This window comes from Nonomuraea sp. NPDC049607, assembly GCF_040675375.1.
Lineage (GTDB): Bacteria > Actinomycetota > Actinomycetes > Streptosporangiales > Streptosporangiaceae > Nonomuraea.
On the sequence record NZ_JBFAOV010000002.1, the window covers coordinates 464518 to 481490 of the forward strand.

General features: G+C 70.5%; 15 protein-coding genes. 3 read left to right on the forward strand and 12 right to left on the reverse strand.

Going from position 1 to position 16973, the window contains the following annotated elements; all coding sequences use genetic code 11:
- Positions 1-104 precede the first annotated feature (104 nt).
- From AB0J97_RS06445 to AB0J97_RS06475, 7 genes are all read right to left on the reverse strand, one after another.
- Complete coding sequence (locus AB0J97_RS06445) at positions 105-617, reverse strand: YbaK/EbsC family protein (RefSeq protein WP_357697520.1); 513 nt, start codon at positions 615-617, stop codon at positions 105-107.
- A 64-nt stretch (positions 618-681) separates the two neighbouring features.
- Positions 682-2238, reverse strand: a complete 1557-nt coding sequence (locus tag AB0J97_RS06450; RefSeq protein WP_364085225.1) for a flavin monoamine oxidase family protein — start codon at positions 2236-2238, stop codon at positions 682-684.
- 30 nt (positions 2239-2268) lie between these two features.
- Positions 2269-3111, reverse strand: coding sequence for a M55 family metallopeptidase (locus AB0J97_RS06455; RefSeq protein ID WP_364085228.1), 843 nt, complete (start codon positions 3109-3111; stop codon positions 2269-2271).
- A gap of 43 nt (positions 3112-3154) precedes the next feature.
- Positions 3155-4360, reverse strand: a complete 1206-nt coding sequence (locus tag AB0J97_RS06460; RefSeq protein WP_364085231.1) for a DUF6395 domain-containing protein — start codon at positions 4358-4360, stop codon at positions 3155-3157.
- Positions 4351-4710, reverse strand: a complete 360-nt coding sequence (locus AB0J97_RS06465; RefSeq protein ID WP_357697512.1) for a hypothetical protein — start codon at positions 4708-4710, stop codon at positions 4351-4353. The genes AB0J97_RS06460 and AB0J97_RS06465 overlap by 10 nt, the downstream gene beginning before the upstream one ends.
- Positions 4711-4790: 80 nt before the next feature.
- Positions 4791-5564, reverse strand: coding sequence for an enoyl-CoA hydratase-related protein (locus AB0J97_RS06470; RefSeq protein ID WP_364085236.1), 774 nt, complete (start codon positions 5562-5564; stop codon positions 4791-4793).
- 28 nt (positions 5565-5592) lie between these two features.
- Positions 5593-6249, reverse strand: a complete 657-nt coding sequence (locus AB0J97_RS06475; RefSeq protein WP_364085238.1) for an endonuclease — start codon at positions 6247-6249, stop codon at positions 5593-5595.
- Positions 6250-6350: 101 nt separating this feature from the next.
- Between AB0J97_RS06475 and AB0J97_RS06480 the strand changes: the two genes are divergently transcribed.
- The gene (locus tag AB0J97_RS06480; RefSeq protein ID WP_357697506.1) at positions 6351-6635 is read left to right on the forward strand and encodes a Fe-S cluster assembly protein HesB; all 285 of its coding nucleotides are present in this window, start codon (positions 6351-6353) and stop codon (positions 6633-6635) included.
- Between the two features lie 76 nt (positions 6636-6711).
- On the opposite strand, the gene AB0J97_RS06485 is transcribed toward AB0J97_RS06480, so the two are convergent.
- From AB0J97_RS06485 to AB0J97_RS06495, 3 genes are all read right to left on the reverse strand, one after another.
- Positions 6712-7770: a 3-deoxy-7-phosphoheptulonate synthase gene (locus AB0J97_RS06485; protein WP_364085242.1), complete on the reverse strand. Its 1059-nt coding sequence runs from the start codon at positions 7768-7770 to the stop codon at positions 6712-6714.
- 250 nt (positions 7771-8020) lie between these two features.
- The gene (locus AB0J97_RS06490; RefSeq protein ID WP_364085245.1) at positions 8021-8713 is read right to left on the reverse strand and encodes a CBS domain-containing protein; all 693 of its coding nucleotides are present in this window, start codon (positions 8711-8713) and stop codon (positions 8021-8023) included.
- Between the two features lie 7 nt (positions 8714-8720).
- Positions 8721-8924, reverse strand: coding sequence for a hypothetical protein (locus AB0J97_RS06495; RefSeq protein WP_364085248.1), 204 nt, complete (start codon positions 8922-8924; stop codon positions 8721-8723).
- Positions 8925-9109: 185 nt separating this feature from the next.
- Between AB0J97_RS06495 and AB0J97_RS06500 the strand changes: the two genes are divergently transcribed.
- Positions 9110-11020, forward strand: a complete 1911-nt coding sequence (locus AB0J97_RS06500) for an N-acetylmuramoyl-L-alanine amidase (RefSeq protein ID WP_364085251.1) — start codon at positions 9110-9112, stop codon at positions 11018-11020.
- On the opposite strand, the gene AB0J97_RS06505 is transcribed toward AB0J97_RS06500, so the two are convergent.
- Positions 10983-11879 carry a MurR/RpiR family transcriptional regulator gene (locus AB0J97_RS06505; protein ID WP_357697496.1) on the reverse strand — a complete coding sequence of 299 codons (897 nt, stop codon included), beginning with the start codon at positions 11877-11879 and terminating at the stop codon, positions 10983-10985. The genes AB0J97_RS06500 and AB0J97_RS06505 overlap by 38 nt on opposite strands.
- 50 nt (positions 11880-11929) lie before the next feature.
- Positions 11930-14509, reverse strand: coding sequence for an alpha-glucan family phosphorylase (gene glgP / locus AB0J97_RS06510; protein ID WP_364085255.1), 2580 nt, complete (start codon positions 14507-14509; stop codon positions 11930-11932).
- A 293-nt stretch (positions 14510-14802) separates the two neighbouring features.
- On the opposite strand from glgP, the gene AB0J97_RS06515 reads away from it, so the two are divergent.
- On the forward strand, positions 14803-16908 hold the full coding sequence (locus AB0J97_RS06515; protein WP_364085258.1) for an alpha-1,4-glucan--maltose-1-phosphate maltosyltransferase: 2106 nt from the start codon (positions 14803-14805) through the stop codon (positions 16906-16908).
- Positions 16909-16973 lie beyond the last annotated feature (65 nt).

Here is a 16973-nt window from a genome sequence, read left to right on the forward strand (position 1 = left end):
AGATGAACCATGAGGCCACATTCCCAGTCGTACAACGTCCGATACGGCCTCATCGGTTTCCCATCCAACGGTCTCGAATTGGCTTCAGTTCGGCTTCGGCGCCTTCAGGTGGTCAGGGACAGGACCTCGGCGCCCTTCAGCCCGGCCAGCGTGGCGCCCGGGACGGCGAGCTTCGACCTGCGCAGGCCGCTGCCGATCACCACCCTGGGATGGGCGGCGACGTGCTCGTCCACCAGGACGGGCCAGTCGGAGGGCAGCCCGAGCGGCGTGATGCCGCCGTACTCCATGCCGGTCAGCTCGACCGCGTCGGCCATCGGCGCGAAACTCGCCTTCCGGGCGTCGAGGTGCCTGCGCACCACGCCGTTGACGTCGACACGCATCGTCGCGAGCACCATGCAGGCGGCGTAGCGCGTCTCGCCGCCGCGCTTGGCGGCCACGACCACGCAGTTGGCGGACTCGTCGAGCCGTACGCCGTAGCGTTCGCAGAACGCGGCCGTGTCGGCCAGGTCGGGGTCGATCTCCGTCACCTCGGCACCCTCGATGCCCGGGACGGCGAGCGCCACCGGCTCGGCCAGCAGGTCACCACGGTCGGTCGCGGGCACCCAGTGCAACGTCATCCTCGTCTCCTCGATCGCTCTTCCCCGACCGACCCTATGCCGGTCGCGGAAGCAGCGTGCGACGTCACGTGGACTGCAACACCCGCTGGTGCAGCAGGGTGACGACGCTGCGGGCCGACTCCATGGCGCCTGCCTGCCAGGCGATCAAGTGGGTGAGCCAGTCGCCCGCGAAGTAAACCCTTCCGGCGGGGCGTTGCAGAAGAGTGAAGGACGAATCAAAGGAGGGCCAGTACATCCAGCCTCCCTGGATGTGCTCCTGACGGTGCCAGGCGATGGAGACGCTGGACAGGAGGTCCTGACGGTATTTGTCGCCGTGGATCTTCCTGCCCTGGGTGAGCGCCTTGCGCCGTCTGTCCTCGGGGGTGAGGGAGCCGTACAGCTCGGCGTTCTGCTCGGTGTTGTAGTAGCCGACGATCAGGCCGCGTTCGGAGTGGTAGCCGTGGGAGGGGTACCAGATGTGGGTGATGTCCAGGTCGGTCTCGGTGACGCCGCCGTAGATGCGGTCCTCCAGCTCCCACCAGCGCCTGCCGTACTCCAGGCCGATCTTGCCGGCGGCGATCGGGATGGGGGTGCTCAGTGCGCTGGTGATCTGCGCTCCGAGGTTGTGCGGGATCTTGGCGAGGAGGTGCGGGGGGAGGGTGGCGACGCAGTAGTCGGCCTTGACGCTGCCGCCGCTGTACGTCACCTCGACGCCGTCGTCCAGGGTCGTGATCCTGGTGACCTTGGCGCCGGTCCTGATGCGGTCGGCCCCGACGGCCTCGGTCAGCTTCTTGACGATCGCGTCCATGCCGCCGACCGGCTGGAACATGGGGGTGGCCATGTCGTAGCCGAAGTCGTTGGTGATGGCGCGGCCGGTGGCGGCGGCCAGGACGTCGTGCAGGGTGCCGGGGGGCGGGACGGGGGTTCCGGTGTCGAGCGCCGGGTACTTGGTGAACCCGCGCCGGGATGAGCCCTCGTAGTCGAGCTTGGGCCCCAGGTCGCCGAACCGGCGGAGGAATTCGAGCAGGCGCTGCCGGTCGTCGGCGGTGATCGCCTTGTCGAGCGCACCGATATTTGTGGCTTTGGCCAGCAGTTCTGCGACATATCCGTACATGTCGGCTCGGGCGGTGCGGGCCCGCACGGTCCTGCCGTTGGTGTGGACGTACGCGGAGGCGTTGTTGTTGACGAACGTCTCGATCGGGACGCCCAGCTCGCGGCAGTAGTCGAGGGTGACCATCCAGGGGGCGATGCGTCCGGGCCCGGCGTTGAAGTAGACGCCCTCGCCGAGCCTGACGTCCTGGTCCGGGCCGTTCAGCTCGGTCAGGCGGTCGCCGCCGCGCAGCGTGAGGTTCCGGCCGCCGGCCCTGTCCCTGGCCTCCAGCAGGGTGCAGTCGTAACCGGCCTTGCCCAGCTCGTACGCGGCGGTCAGTCCGGCCACGCCCGCGCCGAGGATCACCACCTTGGCCGCGCCCTTGCCGCGCAGGGAGAAGTCGCCGGGGCGCGGCGCGGCGAACTCCTTGTCCTGCTCGGAGGGGGCGAGCCCGAGCGCGCCCATGGCGGCGTACATGGCGCCCGCGCCGCCCACCGCCCCGATCCCGACGAGCAGCCCCCGCCGGGTCAGCGCCGCGCCTTCCACCGTCACCCGCTCCCTAGGTCAGCAGTAACCGACATGTCAGCCGTAGGGCCCGCTGCCGCAGGCCACCTGGCCGCCGATGGTGGCGAAGATCCCGAGCAACGCCATGATCTGGCGGAAGTCGTCGGTGGTGAACTCGATGTGCCGCGAGCCGACGGTCTTCACGCCGGGCACCAGCGCCACCGCCGCCGCGATGGCGGTCGAGTTCCACTCCACCCCCAGCGTGTACGGCGCCTCCACCCGGTAGGGCGTGAAGTCGCTCAACCTGGAAAGCCCGCGAGCGGCGGCCTCACGAATCTTCGCCTGGGCGACGCTCGGCGGCAGCAACTCGGCCGAGAACTTGTCGATCCCCTTCTTCACCGCGACCGTCTCGACGTCGCCGAGCAGCTCGCGCGCCTCCTCGCCGACGGCCTCGTCCCCGGTCACCAGCACCACGGGCACGCCGTGGAAGCCCGCGCACGCCGCGACCAGCCGGGTCTCGCCGCACAGCTCGCCGTTGAGGTAGACGTTCTGGATCTCCTTGCCCATCCACGTGTGGTTGAGCACGCCGTGCTGGACGCCGGCCCTGGCGTGGTAGCCCACGAAGCACGCGGCCTGGAACGTGCCGTCGAGCCCCTGGGCCATGCGCTGGGCCTTGCCCGGCCCCCTGATCAGGGTGGCCCGCGGGTCCAGGAGGTCGATCCGCAGGTTCTTGGTGGACCCGTGCGCGTCGTTGACCAGCACCGACCCGGCGCCGGCCGCGAACGCGCCCTCGACGGCGGCGTTGGCGTCGGCGGTCATCAGCTCGCAGCCGCGGTCGTAGCCGCGCTTGCCGGCGTGCATCTCCTCGGGGTCGGTCAACCCCGTCACGCCCTCCATGTCCACCGACAGATAAACCTTCACGCAGTCAACTCCTCGTACCTTGCCGGATCCGTCCCGTGGACGGTCACGCGCCCCACGTCTCCACCCGCCGCACCTCGGCCTCGGTCATGAGACCGACCTTGGAGGTCAGGAAGGCGGCCGCCTCCGTCCGCCACGGCTCGGGGATCTCCTCGATCGCCGGCGGGTAGCAGTGGTCGAGCCAGCTCGTGGACTCCTCGGTGGCCTCGAAGTGGTCGAGGGCCTTGGCGAACAGGGACCGTTCGATGCCGGGGACGCGGGCCAGGCCGTACTCGATCATCTCCTGGCCGCCGTAGGGCGGCGGCTGCAGCCACTTGCGGGCCACGGGACGGTCGGCGGTGACGGGCGTGTCCAGGGGACGGCGCTCGACGGCGGCCTGGATGAGCTCCTTGTACAGGCACTTGCCGCAGGTGCGGCAGGGGCCGTCGGTGCCGCGCAGGCACCAGCGCACCTGGTCCTTGAGCTCTGAGTTCAGGGCCAGCCGCATGGTGACGGCCTCGCTCACGCCGCCGACCGGGAGCACGATGTGCACGCCCGCGGCGGCGAACAACCGGCCCCACGCGCCGTGCGGCGCCCACATGGGGTTGTCAGGCGTGAACCGCAACAAGTAACGGTCGCCGCCGAGCCAGCGTGAACCGAGTTCATAGCCGAAGCCCAGGCCGCCGAGGTTCATCCGGTCGGCCAGCAGCAGCGCCCCCGCCGCGACGGCGTGGTGCTCCGGATAGCCCGGACGCGGCTCGGCGAGGGTGAACTCCAGGTCGGAGGTGACGGTGGTGAGCTCGCGGCCGGTCCGCTCGGCGAGCTTGGCCAGCACGTCGGAGCGGTAGTGCGTCCACCGGTTGGGCACCCTCGGATGCGGCACCCGGCGGAAGTGCACGAACGGCGCCGACGGATGGATGGCCGCCGCGGCCACGGAGTCGGCGCCGCCGCTGTAGGAGATGGCGAGCCTGTCCCCGGCCCGGCGCGGCTCGGCGCCGACCGGCCCGGCCTCGATGCCCCAGCCGTCGTGCAGGGCTCCGGCCACCTCCGCGGAGACGGCCCGGTCGAAGGTGATCCGCCGCCTGGTCCAGGGCGCCACGATCGTCCAGGCGGCCACGGCGAACAGGTCGGGGTGGGCGTCGGCGGGCACGCCGCCGATCGAGCAGGAGTTGGTGGCCAGCTTGACGGGGTGGTCGTCGGCCGCCCTGCCGGTGATCTCGTCCTCGGGGTCGAGGCGGAAGGTCAGCTCGCCGCCGGACCAGGTCACGCGCACGGCCGGCCCCCCTCGGCGGCCCCGGGGACGCGGGCTCTCAGGTCGTCGACGGCCTGCCAGACGAGCACCTCGTTCTGGAGCACGCCGTCGAGGGCCTTCGCGGTCTCCTGCGCCAGCCGGTGCGCGTCGTCCAGCTTGGCCTTGTCGATCAGCGGGGTGATCAGCGGCGGGCGGGCGTCACGCAGGCGCTCGACCTCGCCGTGCAGGGTGGCCATCTCCCTGCGCAGGGTCTGGACCTCCCAGAGCGCGTCCCGGATGTCCTGCCGGTGGTCGGCGACGGAGATGTAACGGGAGTCGAACCACGAACGCACGGCTTGACGCAGCCGGGCGGGGACCGGGACGCGCATCATGGAACGCCACCATACTGGCAAACCCGCTCCCCCCTGGACGGCCTACTCCAAAGGGTTGTATTCGTACGGCGGCCGGACGGTCACCGTCCGGTGAACTTGGGCTTGGCCTTCTCCGTGAAGGCCCGCATGCCGATCCGGGCGTCGTCGGTGGCGAACAGGCCCGAGAACTGCAGGCGCTCGATCTCCAGGCCTGAGGCGAGATCCACCTCGACGCCCTGGTCGACGGCCTGCTTGGCGGCGCGCAGCGCCACGGCCGGCCCGCCGACGAACGTGGCCGCCCACTCCAGGGCCGCCGTGTAGACCTGCTCGTCCGGCACCACCCGGTCGACCAGCCCGATGGCCAGGGCCTCGGCGGCGGCGACGTGCCGGCCGGTGAAGATCAGGTCCTTGGCGCGGGACGGGCCGACGAGGCGGGGCAGGCGCTGGGTGCCGCCCGCGCCCGGGATGAGCCCGAGCAGGATCTCCGGCTGGCCGAGCCTGGCCGACTCGCCCGCGACCCGGAAGTCGGCGCACAGGGCCAGCTCGCAGCCACCGCCCAGGGCGTAGCCGGTGACGGCGGCGATGACCGGCTTGCCGATGCGGGCCACCGTGGTGAAGCACGCCTGGAGCGTGCGGGAGTGGGTGGACATGTCGGCATAGGACATGTCGGCCATCTCCTTGACGTCCACGCCGGCGGCGAAGACCTTCTCGCCGCCGTAGAGGATCACCGCCTGGACCTGGTCGTCGGCATCGACCTGAAGCGCCGCCTCGACGAGCTCCCGCTGCGTCTGGACGTCGAGCGCGTTCATCTTCGGACGGTCAAGACGGATCGTGGCGATCTGGTCGGCCACCTCGACGCTCACAAACTCACCCATGAGGCGAACCTAACAGAGCGCTCCCCGCTCACCCCGCTGCGGCCGACCTCACCGCGTCGGCGGTCTTCTCGCTGTTCGACACGCGTACCAGCGCCGCCGACAGGCGGACGAGCTCGTCGCCGGAGCCGGCCAGGCGGACCAGGCCGCGTTCCTGTCGGGGCAGCCCCAGCCGGGCGGCGCCGTCCAGCACCCGTCTGTCCAGGTGCGGCGCGACCTGCGGCCAGACGCCCTGGACCTCGCGCAGGAAGATGTCGGCGCCGGTCGGGCCGATGCCGGGGAACTCCCGCAGCAGCTCGCCGATCCGCCCGGGATCGCCCCCCGCCTCGTCGCGCAACCTGCGCAGGTCGCCCTTCCAGCGGTCGAGCAGCAGCTCGGCGCCCTTGCCGAGCATGGTCGAGGTGCGTTCGTCGTAACGCCTGTAGTGGCCGCGGCCGAGGGCGTCCACGCGGTCCTGCCAGCTCGCCCGCGTCATGGCCCGTGGCGTGCGGTACCCGGCCGCGAACAGCTCGCGCGCCGCCGCCACCGCCACCCCGGACGAGATCCGCGCGCTCAGCAGCGTGGCCAGCACGAGGAGCTGGTACAGCGGCCGTGGCCGGTCGGCGAGCTTGATGCCCGCCTCCCCGGCGAACGTCTGGCCGCACTGTTCGAGCAGGGCGTCCAGCATGCCCTTGTCCTTGTCAGCCATGACGCTCCGCTACCCCCGTGGAGGGCGCTCATCCCGGCCCGGCGCGTTTGCCGCCCTGGTCGCGGGGGAGGCGGGGGTTCTCCAGCGGGAAGGAGCTCATCGTGCTGACCCTGACTGACAACGCCGTGGTCGCCATCCGTGACCTGATGGTCGGCGAGGACGTGCCCGCCAATGCCGGCCTGCGGATCTCCCCCAAGCCGGACGAGGCGGGCACCTTGGAGGTGTCGCTCGCGAGCACGCCGTACGCCGGGGACCAGGTCATCGAACAGGAGGACGTCCGGGTCTTCGTGGCCGAGGACGCGGCGCCCATCCTCGACGACAAGTCACTGGACGCCCAGCCGGGCACGCCGGGGCATCCGACGTTCCGGCTGGACCGCCGTACCTGACCGCCGTACCTGAACCGCAGCCCCTGACGGACGCTCCCGGTGGCCCGCCCGGCAGCTCAGGGCCGCCGGGAGGCCGTCAGTGCGCCTCGCGGCCGGCGCGCACGGCGTCGGCCAGCTCGACCAGCAGGCGCTCGGTCTCGTCCCAGCCCACGCAGGCGTCGGTGACGCTCTGCCCGTACGTCAGGCCCTCCACCGGACCGGGCTCCTGCCGCCCCGGCAGCAGGAAGCTCTCCACCATCAGCCCCGCGATGCCCTGCTCGCCCGCTGCCAGGCGCCCGGCCACCTCGCGGACCACCGCCGCCTGCCGTACGTGGTCCTTGCCGCTGTTGCCGTGGCTGGCGTCGATGATCAGCCGTTCCGGCAGCCCGGCCTTGGCCAGCAGCGCGAGGGCGTCGCCGATGGACTGGGGGTCGTAGTTCGGGCCGGTGCGCCCGCCGCGCAGGATGACGTGGCAGTCGGGGTTCCCGGTGGTCGAGACGACCGCGGCCCGGCCCTCGTCGTCGATGCCGAAGAACACCTGCGGGTGCGAGGCCGCCTTGACGCCGTCGATGGCGACCTGCACGTCGCCGTCGGTGGCGTTCTTGAAGCCGACCGGCATGGACAGGCCGGAGGTGAGCTGGCGGTGCACCTGGCTCTCGGGCGTGCGGGCGCCGATCGCGCCCCAGGTGACGGCGTCGGCGATGTACTGCGGGCTGGTGGGCTCCAGGAACTCGCAGCCCACCGGCAGCCCGGTGTCGAGCACGTCGAGCAGCACCGTCCTGGCCAGGCGCAGCCCGCGCTGGACGTCGTGGCCGCCGTCGATGTCCGGGTCGTTGATCAGGCCCTTCCAGCCGATGGTGGTGCGCGGCTTCTCGAAGTACACGCGCATGACGACGCAGAGGGCGTCGCCGAGGTCGCGGGTGGCGGCGGCCAGGCGGCGGGCGTAGTCGAGGGCGGCCTCGGGGTCGTGCACCGAGCACGGGCCGACGATGAGCAGCAGGCGGTCGTCGTCACCGGCGAGCACGTCGCGCACCGCGTTCCTGCTCGCCGCCACCAGGGCCTCGCGCTCGGGGCCCAGCGGCTGTTCACCGATCAGCTCGCGGGGCGTGGGCAGGGGTTCGAACGAGTTGATACGCAGGTCGCTGGTCGTGGTCATGGGCTGTGTCCTCCGCTTTCGATGGGAGTTGCGAAGGCGGTACGGCCCACATCCGTGGCCCCCGGAGCCGTCCGCCTGAACGACGAAAGGCAGAGACGGACGTCTCTGCCTTTGGGCTCCGGGTGATCAGTAAGTCAGCGCATGTGACCTTCGGCTCCACCCGGAGCCGCCACATAGCGCCAAAATCGGCTGATCACTGACATGCTGTTGACGCTAGCAGACGCCCGGTGACGGCTCCAAATCCCGTCCGCTATCCGAGATCGGATTCCCAGCCCGGTTCGCGCAGGTCGCCGAGCCCGTAGAGCCCGACCAGGGTGCCGTCGGCGCGGGTGACGACGACGTGGTCGACGTTCGCGCCTTCCATGCGCCTGGCCAGGGCGTCGAGCTGCTCGCTGGGCCGTACGGTGGTGACGCCGGTGTCCATGGCGGCCTCGGCGGTGCCGGTCAGGTCGGCGCCCTTGAGCTGGCGCGACCCGATGACCCCCTGCACCACGTCGTCCCTGTCCACCACGACGGCGAGCCCGGCCGGGTCGGCGACGATGCGTTCGCTGAGCTCCTCCAGCGGGTCCTCCAGATCGGCGGTGACCGGGTCGCGCCGGGCGCCCGAGCCCACCAGGACGGCCTCCCCCTCGTACGGCAGGTCGGCCGACAGCCAGTCCATCTTGCCGAGGCCGTAGTCGTGCACGTCGGCGAAGCCGAGCCGGACGAGCCGGTGGGCGGCGCGCGGGCTGAGGTCGCAGAGCCAGTCGTGGCAGTAGACGACGACCGGGCGCGACCGGTCCAGCAGGTCGTCGGCCAGCCGGTCGAGCGAGCCGAGCGGCAGGTGCACGGCTCCGGGCAGGTGCGCCCAGGCGTACTCCCGCTCGGGCAGCACCTCGGCGAGCTGGGCGCCGCGCGTCGCCAGCAGGTCCTGGACGCCCTCACGGTCGATGATCTCCGTCATGAGACGCTCAGCGCTCCCCGCCGTGGGGCCGTTCGGACTTGGGCCCTTCGGCGCGGTCGCCGCCCACCTTGCGCGGGCTCTTGGCCGGGTCCGACTGGAGTTTCCTGGCCACGCGCTTCTTGAGCTCCTGCTCGCTCAGCCCTTGCCGGTCCAGCTGCTTGCGGAGCCGGCGGCGCTCGTTGTCGTAGGAATGACTTCCGGGTCGAGGCATGACAGCTCCCCCTCTCCTCCGAAGGCCGCCTACCCAGCCCCTCACCTGGTAGTCCTTCGTATCGGCCCGCCGGGCCCGGTCCGGCGGGCCGTTAAGCGATGAAAAATATCTTCGCAAAGTTCTCGCCAGAGAAGGAAAATGTTGAGACGCTGATCGCGCACCACCCCCCAGTCAAGGAGCGGTTCATGCGCAGAGCGCTGGCGATCGCGGTCGTCGCCTTGTTGCCCTTAACCCAAGTGCCCTCGGCCTCCGCCGAAGAGCCCGCCGACCGGCAGCAGGCATTCGCCGCGGCGGCCGACGAATTCAAGGTCCCGCAGAGCGTGCTGCTCGGGGTCTCGTACCTGGAATCGCGGTGGGAGGCACACGCGGGCCAGCCGTCGAACAACGCCGGGTTCGGCCCCATGCACCTGACCGACGCGGCCGCGTACACCACCTCGAACCACCACGGAGAGGGCGAGGAGGACGCCCGCGGCGACGAGACCAGGCCGCTCGCGGCCACCCCGGCCCCCGCGCCGGCGGAGATCCCCGCCTCGCTGCGCACGATGGAGCGGGCCGCGCAGCTCACCGGCGAGAGCCACGAACGCCTGCGCACCGACGACGCGGCCAACATCCGCGGCGGCGCCGCGCTGCTCGCCGACTACCAGAAGAGCCTCGGCGCGCCCCTGAGCGCCAACCCGGGCGAATGGTACGGAGCCGTCGCCAAGTACTCCGGCGCCGAAGAGGCCGACGCGGCCAAGTTCTTCGCCGACGAGGTCTACACCACCATCCAGGAAGGCGCCGAGCGCACCACGGACGACGGGCAGAAGGTCACCCTGCCCAAGGTCCCGGACCTGGAGAAGATCGAGAAGTGGCTGGAGAAGCTCGGCCTGCGCCCCGCGAGGCGCGACGGCGTCGAGTGCCCGGCCTCGGTCTCCTGCGAGTGGATCCCCTCGGCCTACCAGGAGCTCCCGCCGGACGACTACGGCCACTACGACCTGGCCAACCGGCCGGTCAGCCAGAAGATCGACTACATCATCATCCACGACATGGAGGGATATTTCCTCCCGTCGATCCGGCTGAACCAGGACCCCAACTACGGCGCGAGCTGGCAGTATTCGGTCCGCTCCAGTGACGGGCACATCGCCCAGCACGTCAAGGCCAAGGACGTCGCCTGGCAGGCCGGCAACTGGTACATCAACTCCAAGTCCATCGGCATCGAGCACGAGGGCTTCCTGGCCGAGGGCAGCACCTGGTACACCGAGGCGATGTACCGCTCGTCGGCCCGGCTCGTCCGCTACCTGGCGCTCAGGAACGGCGTGCCGCTCGACCGCGCCCACATCCTGGGCCACGACAACGTCCCTGGCACGATCCCGAGCACGGTGCGCGGCATGCATGAGGACCCGGGGCCGTTCTGGGACTGGGCGCACTACTTCCAGCTCATGGGCGCGCCGCTGCACCAGCTCGGCGGTCCGAAGTCCGGCTCGGTCATGATCAAGCCGGACTTCGCCACCAACAAGCCCTACTTCTACGGCTGCGACCGCAAGAACCCCGAGGCGGCCTGCCCGCCGCTCAGCGCCGGCACCGTGTGGCTGCGCACCGAGCCGCGCGAGGACGCCCCGCTGATCAAGGACATCGGCAAGCACCCCACCGGCGGCTCGCTCTACAGCGTGTACGACCACAGCGCCAGGGCCAGCACGGGCCAGCGCTTCGCCGTCGCCGACCGTCAGGGCGACTGGACGGCCATCTGGTACCTCGGTCAGAAGGCGTGGTTCAACAACCCGGCGGGCGCCCCGACCGCGGTCCCGTCCATGGGGCTGGTCGTCACGCCGAAGCCGGGCAAGGCGACCGTACCGGTGTTCGGGCGGGCCTATCCGGAGCAGGAGGCGTATCCGGCCGACATCCCGTACCAGGCGGTGACGCCGCTGCAGTACACGTTCTCGGCGGGCGAGAAGTACACGCTGGCCGGGCCGGCCGCCGCCGAGTACTTCCGGGCGGTCACGTTCAACCTGGAGGACCACAAGGTGGTCAGGGGGAAGACGAAGTACCTGGAGATCCAGTTCGGGCACCGCGTGATGTACGTCAAGGCTGACGACGTGCAGGTGACGTTCTCCGGGTGAACTCCTTGACGGCGCGCCTGGTGCTCGCGAGCGCCTCCTGAGAGGAGTCGAACGTACGCTGGGCGACGCCGACGAACACGCAGTCGACGACGAGGAGCTGGCTGATCCTGCTGGCCAGGGCGCCGGGACGGAACTCCGTCTCGCGCCCGGCCGAGATCAGCACGTGCTCGGCCAGCTCCGCGATCGTCGAGCGCGGGTTGTTGGTGACGGCCACCGTGGTGGCCCCCGCCTCACCCGCCCGGCGCAGCGGCTCGATCACGTCGGGGGTCTCCCCCGAGGTGCTGATGCCGATCGCCACGTCGCCCGTCTTCAGCAGGACGGCGCTGGTCAGGGCCAGATGGGCGTCCTGGAAGGCGTGGCTGGACAGGCCGATGCGCAGCAGCTTCTGGGCGACGTCCTCGGCGACTAATCCCGAGGCGCCCACGCCGTAGGCATCGATGCGCCTGGCCCCCACGATCGCGTCGACGACCAGGCCCAGGCGCTCGCTGGTGAGCTGGGCGACGGTGTCGTTGATGGCCTCCGACTCGGCCCTGGCCACCTTCTGGATGACCTCCGACAGCGGGTCGTCGGGCGCCAGGTCGCCGGGCACGAGCCGGTCGGGCTGCGCGGCCGCCGCGGCCAGGGCCAGCCTGAGCTGGGGGTATCCGGCGAAGCCGAGCAGCCGCGCGGTGCGCACGATCGTGGCCTCGCTGGTGCCGGAGGCGGCCGACAGCTCGGTGATGGTGCTGCGCGCGACCGTCGCCGGATCTTCCAGGATGAGCCGGGCGACGGTCTGCGCGGCAGGCGTCAGGGACGGCAGGACACCGCGGACCGTGGCCACCAGATTGTCGGCCCGCAGGCCGTTCCCGCTGTCGTCCACGGTCCTGATTATGCACCGCTCGACCACCGGCCCGACCTCGTCCGGATATATCAGCGCAACGTACCGTTCGTCATACCTACCGGCTCCTCGGGGACGGCGATCAGCCCCAATTCCGCCGGAGTGGCAGCGAACGGGTGATGCGGGACGACCCGGACGGTGTATCCGAAAGCCCCCGTACGGTCGAGCGGCACCCGGCCCGTGTAGTGGGCGTGGCCGTCGTCCTCCAGCGATTCCACCGCCAGCCGGGCGTACCGCGGGTGGACCAGCTCGTCGTGCGGCCCGACCTTGCCGTACGCGGCCTCGACCAGCACGTCGCCGGGCTCCAGGTCGCCGAGGGCGATCGTGGCCCGCAGCTCGACCGCGGCGCCCACCTCAGGGGTGTCGCCCACGCCCGACGCCTCGACATGCTCGACCCGCACCCCCGGCCAGGCCCGCGTGACGCGCACCCGCCAGGCCGCGAACGCCCTGGCCGCGGCGTAGGAGTCGGCCGACAGCGCGCGGGCCGACTTGGCAGCCGGGGTGTAGAGGCCCACGACGTAGTCGCGGAGCATGCGCCCGGCCAGCACCTTGGGCCCGAGCGAGGCCAGGGTGTGCTTGACCATCTCCATCCACCTGCGCGGCAGCTCGTCGAAGGGCCGGTCGTAGAAGCGGTCGGACACCTCGTGCTCGATCAGGTCGTACAGGGCGCCGGCCTCCAGCTCGTCGCGCCGGTCGGGGTCGCTGACCCCGTCGGCGGTGGGGATGGCCCAGCCGTTGGTGCCGTCGTACCACTCGTCCCACCAGCCGTCGCGGATCGACAGGTTGAGCCCGCCGTTCAGCGCCGACTTCATGCCCGAGGTGCCGGACGCCTCCAGCGGCCGCAACGGGTTGTTCAGCCACACGTCGCAGCCCTGGACCATGAGCTGGCCGAGCGTCATGTCGTAGTCGGGCAGGAAGACGATCCGGTGGCGCACGTTGTGCTGGTCGGCGAACTTGACGATCTGCTGGATCAGCTTCTTGCCGCCCTCGTCGGCCGGATGCGCCTTGCCGGCGATCACGATCTGCACCGGCTTGTCCGGGTCGAGCAGCAGACGGGCCAGCCGCCGGGGATCGCGCAGCATCAGCGTGAGCCGCTTGTACGACGGCACCCGCCGGGCGAAGCCGATCGTCAGCACGTCGGGGTCGAGCGCGTCGTCGATCCAGCCCAGCTCGGCGACCGAGGCGCCGCGCTCGCGCCACGACCTGCGCAGCCGCTCGCGGGCCCCCTCGACCAGCCGCCTGCGCAGCTTGCCGCGGATCTCCCAGATCTCCTTGTCGGAGATCTTCTGGACGCCCTCCCAGCCGCGGGCCCGCTCGATCAGCGACGGCAGCTCGCGGCCGGCCAGCTCCATGAACTCGCGCCCGACCCACGTGGGCGCGTGCACGCCGTTGGTGATCGAGCCGATCGGCACCTCGTCGAGGTCGAAGCCGGGCCACAGGTCCTTGAACATCTCCCGGCTGACCTCGCCGTGCAGCTCGGAGACGCCGTTGACGCGCTGGGCCAGGCGCATGCCCATGACGGCCATGTTGAACCGGCCGGGCTCGGCCTCGGCCCCCAGGGCCAGGATGCGCTCGACGGGCACGGTCGGCCAGGCGGCCTCGCCGCCGAAGTGGCGTTCGATCAGGTCGCTGGGGAAGCGGTCGATGCCCGCGGGCACCGGCGTGTGCGTGGTGAACACCGTGCCCGCGCGTACGGCCTCCAGAGCCTCGTCGAAGGACATGCGCGACTCGGTCAGCTCGCGGATGCGCTCCAGGCCGAGGAAGCCGGCGTGGCCCTCGTTGGTGTGGAAGACCTCGGGCTCGGCGTGGCCGGTGACGCGGCAGTAGGCCCTGATCGCGCGTACGCCGCCCACGCCCAGCAGGAGTTCCTGCATGAGCCGGTGGTCGGTGCCGCCGCCGTAGAGGCGGTCGGTGACGTCGCGGGCGGCGGTGTCGTTGTCGGCCACATCGGAGTCGAGCAGCAGCAGCGGCACCCGGCCCACCTGCGCCACCCAGACCTGGGCGTGCAGGACGCGGCCCTCGGGCAGGCCGAGCCGGATCTTGACGGGTTCGTCGCCGTCCTTCAGCAGGGTCAGCGGCAGCCCGCCGGCGTCGAGCGCCGGATAGTGCTCAAGCTGCCAGCCCTCCGGCGAGAGCGACTGGGTGAAGTAGCCGTGGCGATAGAGCAGGCCGACCGCGAGGATCGGCACGCCCAGGTCGCTGGCCGCCTTGAGGTGGTCGCCGGCGAGGATGCCGAGACCGCCCGAGTACTGGGGCATCGCGGCGGCGATGCCGTACTCGGGGGAGAAGTAGGCGATGGCGCGTGCGACGTCGGGCAGCGTCTGGTACCAGCGCGGCGATGTCATGTATTCGCGCAGGTCGTCGGCCGCGTCGGCGAGACGGCGGAGGAAACGGCGGTCGGCGGCCAGCTCGTTGAGCCGGGCCGGTGTGACGGCGCCGAGCAGGGCCACGGGATCGTGACCGACCTGTTCCCACAGAGCCGCGTCGACCTCGGCGAAGAGGTCGAGTGTCTCCGGGTGCCAGGACCATCGGAGATTGTGCACGAGCTCGCCCAGGGCGGCCAGCTCCGTGGGCAGGACGGTGCGGACGGTAAACCGGCGGATAGCTCTCACGTTTCTGCACCCTACGGGCTAGGAGGGACCTCTCAGTCCTTCACCCCCAAGAAGCACCTTCAAACCCCGGCCCGCAACAAGCATGAAGTCGGACGATTGGGGCAACTTTCCTCTTTGTTGGCTCTCCCGGGAACACACTCGGGAGGTCTATCCGCTGCTGTCCAGTATTTACGTGCAAGGATCGTTACTGCCGGGGTAGGCCGTATCCAGCGGTCTCTCACGGTTGCGAAATCTTGCACATACGGAAAGCCTCCGGCGGCGCCGAGCGCGCCGTCGCAAACCCTGCGATTGCGATGATCGGACGAATTCCCATCACGGACATCTCCCCCGTCGTCGACTGCGGGCAGTGGCCCGCCAAGGCGGTCGCCGGCGAGACCTTCCAGGTCTCGGCCACCGTCTTCCGAGAGGGCCACGATGCCGTGGCCGCGGGCGTGGTGCTCACCTCGCCCGATGGACAGCGTGGCCGCCTGAGACCCATGCGCGAGCTCGCCCCAGGCACCGACCGCTGGGGTGTGGACGTGTGCATGCCGGCCGAGGGCGACTGGATGTTCCGCGTGGAGGCGTGGAGCGATCCCATCAGCTCGTGGCTGCACGACGCCGAGATCAAGATCCCGCGCGGGCTCGACAGCGACCTGATGTGCGAGGAGGGGGCCCGCCTGTTCGAGCGGGCCGCCAAAGCCGTCCGTACGGCCGACTGCCCCGCCCTCCCCGGCGGCCAGGCCGGCGCCGCGAACGGCCACTCCAGGAACGGGATGGGCAACAGCAAGGGCAACGGCAACGGCGACAGCGCGTGCGGGCACCGGGCGGCGCTGCTGTCGGTCGCGGCCACGCTGCGTGACGAGGAGCTCGACCCGCGGGCGCGGCTGTCCATCGCCCAGCTCCCCGAGACGGCCGCGCTGCTGGCGGCGCACCCGTTCCGCGAGCTGGTGACCAGGGCGAAGCCGTACAAGGTCAGGGTCGATCGGCGCAGGGCGCTGTACGGCTCCTGGTACGAGTTCTTCCCCAGGTCCGAGGGCGCGGTCGTCAGCGAGACCGGCGTCTCGAAGTCGGGCACCTTCCAGACGGCGGCCAAGCGGCTGCCCGCCATCGCCAAGATGGGCTTCGACGTCGTCTACCTGCCGCCGATCCACCCCATCGGCCAGACCTTCCGCAAGGGCCGCAACAACACGCTCAGCCCGGAGCCCGACGAGCCCGGCTCGCCGTGGGCGATCGGCTCCGAGGACGGCGGCCACGACGCGATCCATCCCGATCTGGGCACCCTTGAGGACTTCGACGAGTTCGTCAGCCGCACCCGCGCCCTGGGCATGGAGGTCGCGCTCGACTTCGCCCTGCAGTGCGCGCCGGACCACCCGTGGGTCAAGGAGCACCCGGAGTGGTTCACGATCCGGGCGGACGGGACGATCGCCTACGCCGAGAACCCGCCGAAGAAGTACCAGGACATCTATCCGATCAACTTCGACAGGGACCCCGAGGGCATCTTCGCCGAGGTCCGGCGGGTGCTGCGGCACTGGATGGAACACGGCGTGCGGATCTTCCGGGTGGACAACCCGCACACCAAGCCGGTGTCGTTCTGGGAGCGCATGCTGGCCGACATCCACGCCACCGATCCGGACGTGGTGTTCCTGGCGGAGGCGTTCACCCGGCCCGCGATGCTCCAGACGCTCGCGAAGGCCGGCTTCCACCAGTCGTACACGTACTACACGTGGAAGAACTCCAAGTACGACGTGGAGACGTACCTCTCCGAGCTCGCGCACGAGACGTCGGCGTTCCTGCGGCCGAACCTGTTCGTCAACACCCCGGACATCCTCCACGAATACCTGCAGCACGGCGGCGTGCCGGCGTTCAGGATCAGGGCCGTGCTGGCCGCTCTCGCGTCGCCGACCTGGGGGGTCTACTCCGGGTACGAACTCGCCGAGAACGTTCCTGTGCGCCCAGGGAGTGAGGAATACCTTGATAGTGAGAAATATCAGTACAAGCCACGCGACTGGGCGGCGGCCGAACGCGACGGAAGGACCCTCGCCCCGCTCATCACCCATCTGAATTTGTTCCGGAGAGCGCATCCGGCGTTGCAGGAATTGCGTAACCTACGGTTCCACAGGGTCGACCATCCGGACATCGTCTGCTTCTCCAAACGGCTTCCGGGCGCCTATGACACGGCCACACGAAGGCACGGGCTGGGCGACGTCGTTCTGGCGGTTGTCAATCTGGATCCGTACCACACCCACGAGGCGACGGTAGATCTCGACCTGCCCGCCATCGGTCTCGACTGGAACGCCGAATTCGTCGTGGACGACGAACTGTCGGGCGAGTCCTACCGCTGGAGGCAGAGCAACTATGTGCGTCTCGACCCTCACATCCAGCCTGCCCACATTCTCACCGTACGAGCCGCGCCACGGTAGAACAGAATTCAGCGGGGAGTCTTCAACGTGTGTGAAAGCGCCCTCCTCATGAGCCCCTCGTGGGG

What these genes read in the sequence shown, in the direction of transcription:
- AB0J97_RS06490 (WP_364085245.1), bottom strand. Translation starts at nt 8,713, where the DNA reads ATGACGGAGATCATCGACCGTGAGGGCGTCCAGGACCTGCTGGCGACG.
- AB0J97_RS06495 (WP_364085248.1), bottom strand. Translation starts at nt 8,924, where the DNA reads ATGCCTCGACCCGGAAGTCATTCCTACGACAACGAGCGCCGCCGGCTC.
- AB0J97_RS06515 (WP_364085258.1), top strand. Translation starts at nt 14,803, where the DNA reads ATGATCGGACGAATTCCCATCACGGACATCTCCCCCGTCGTCGACTGC.
- AB0J97_RS06500 (WP_364085251.1), top strand. Translation starts at nt 9,110, where the DNA reads ATGCGCAGAGCGCTGGCGATCGCGGTCGTCGCCTTGTTGCCCTTAACC.
- AB0J97_RS06445 (WP_357697520.1), bottom strand. Translation starts at nt 617, where the DNA reads ATGACGTTGCACTGGGTGCCCGCGACCGACCGTGGTGACCTGCTGGCC.
- AB0J97_RS06470 (WP_364085236.1), bottom strand. Translation starts at nt 5,564, where the DNA reads ATGGGTGAGTTTGTGAGCGTCGAGGTGGCCGACCAGATCGCCACGATC.
- AB0J97_RS06475 (WP_364085238.1), bottom strand. Translation starts at nt 6,249, where the DNA reads ATGGCTGACAAGGACAAGGGCATGCTGGACGCCCTGCTCGAACAGTGC.
- AB0J97_RS06465 (WP_357697512.1), bottom strand. Translation starts at nt 4,710, where the DNA reads ATGATGCGCGTCCCGGTCCCCGCCCGGCTGCGTCAAGCCGTGCGTTCG.
- AB0J97_RS06485 (WP_364085242.1), bottom strand. Translation starts at nt 7,770, where the DNA reads ATGACCACGACCAGCGACCTGCGTATCAACTCGTTCGAACCCCTGCCC.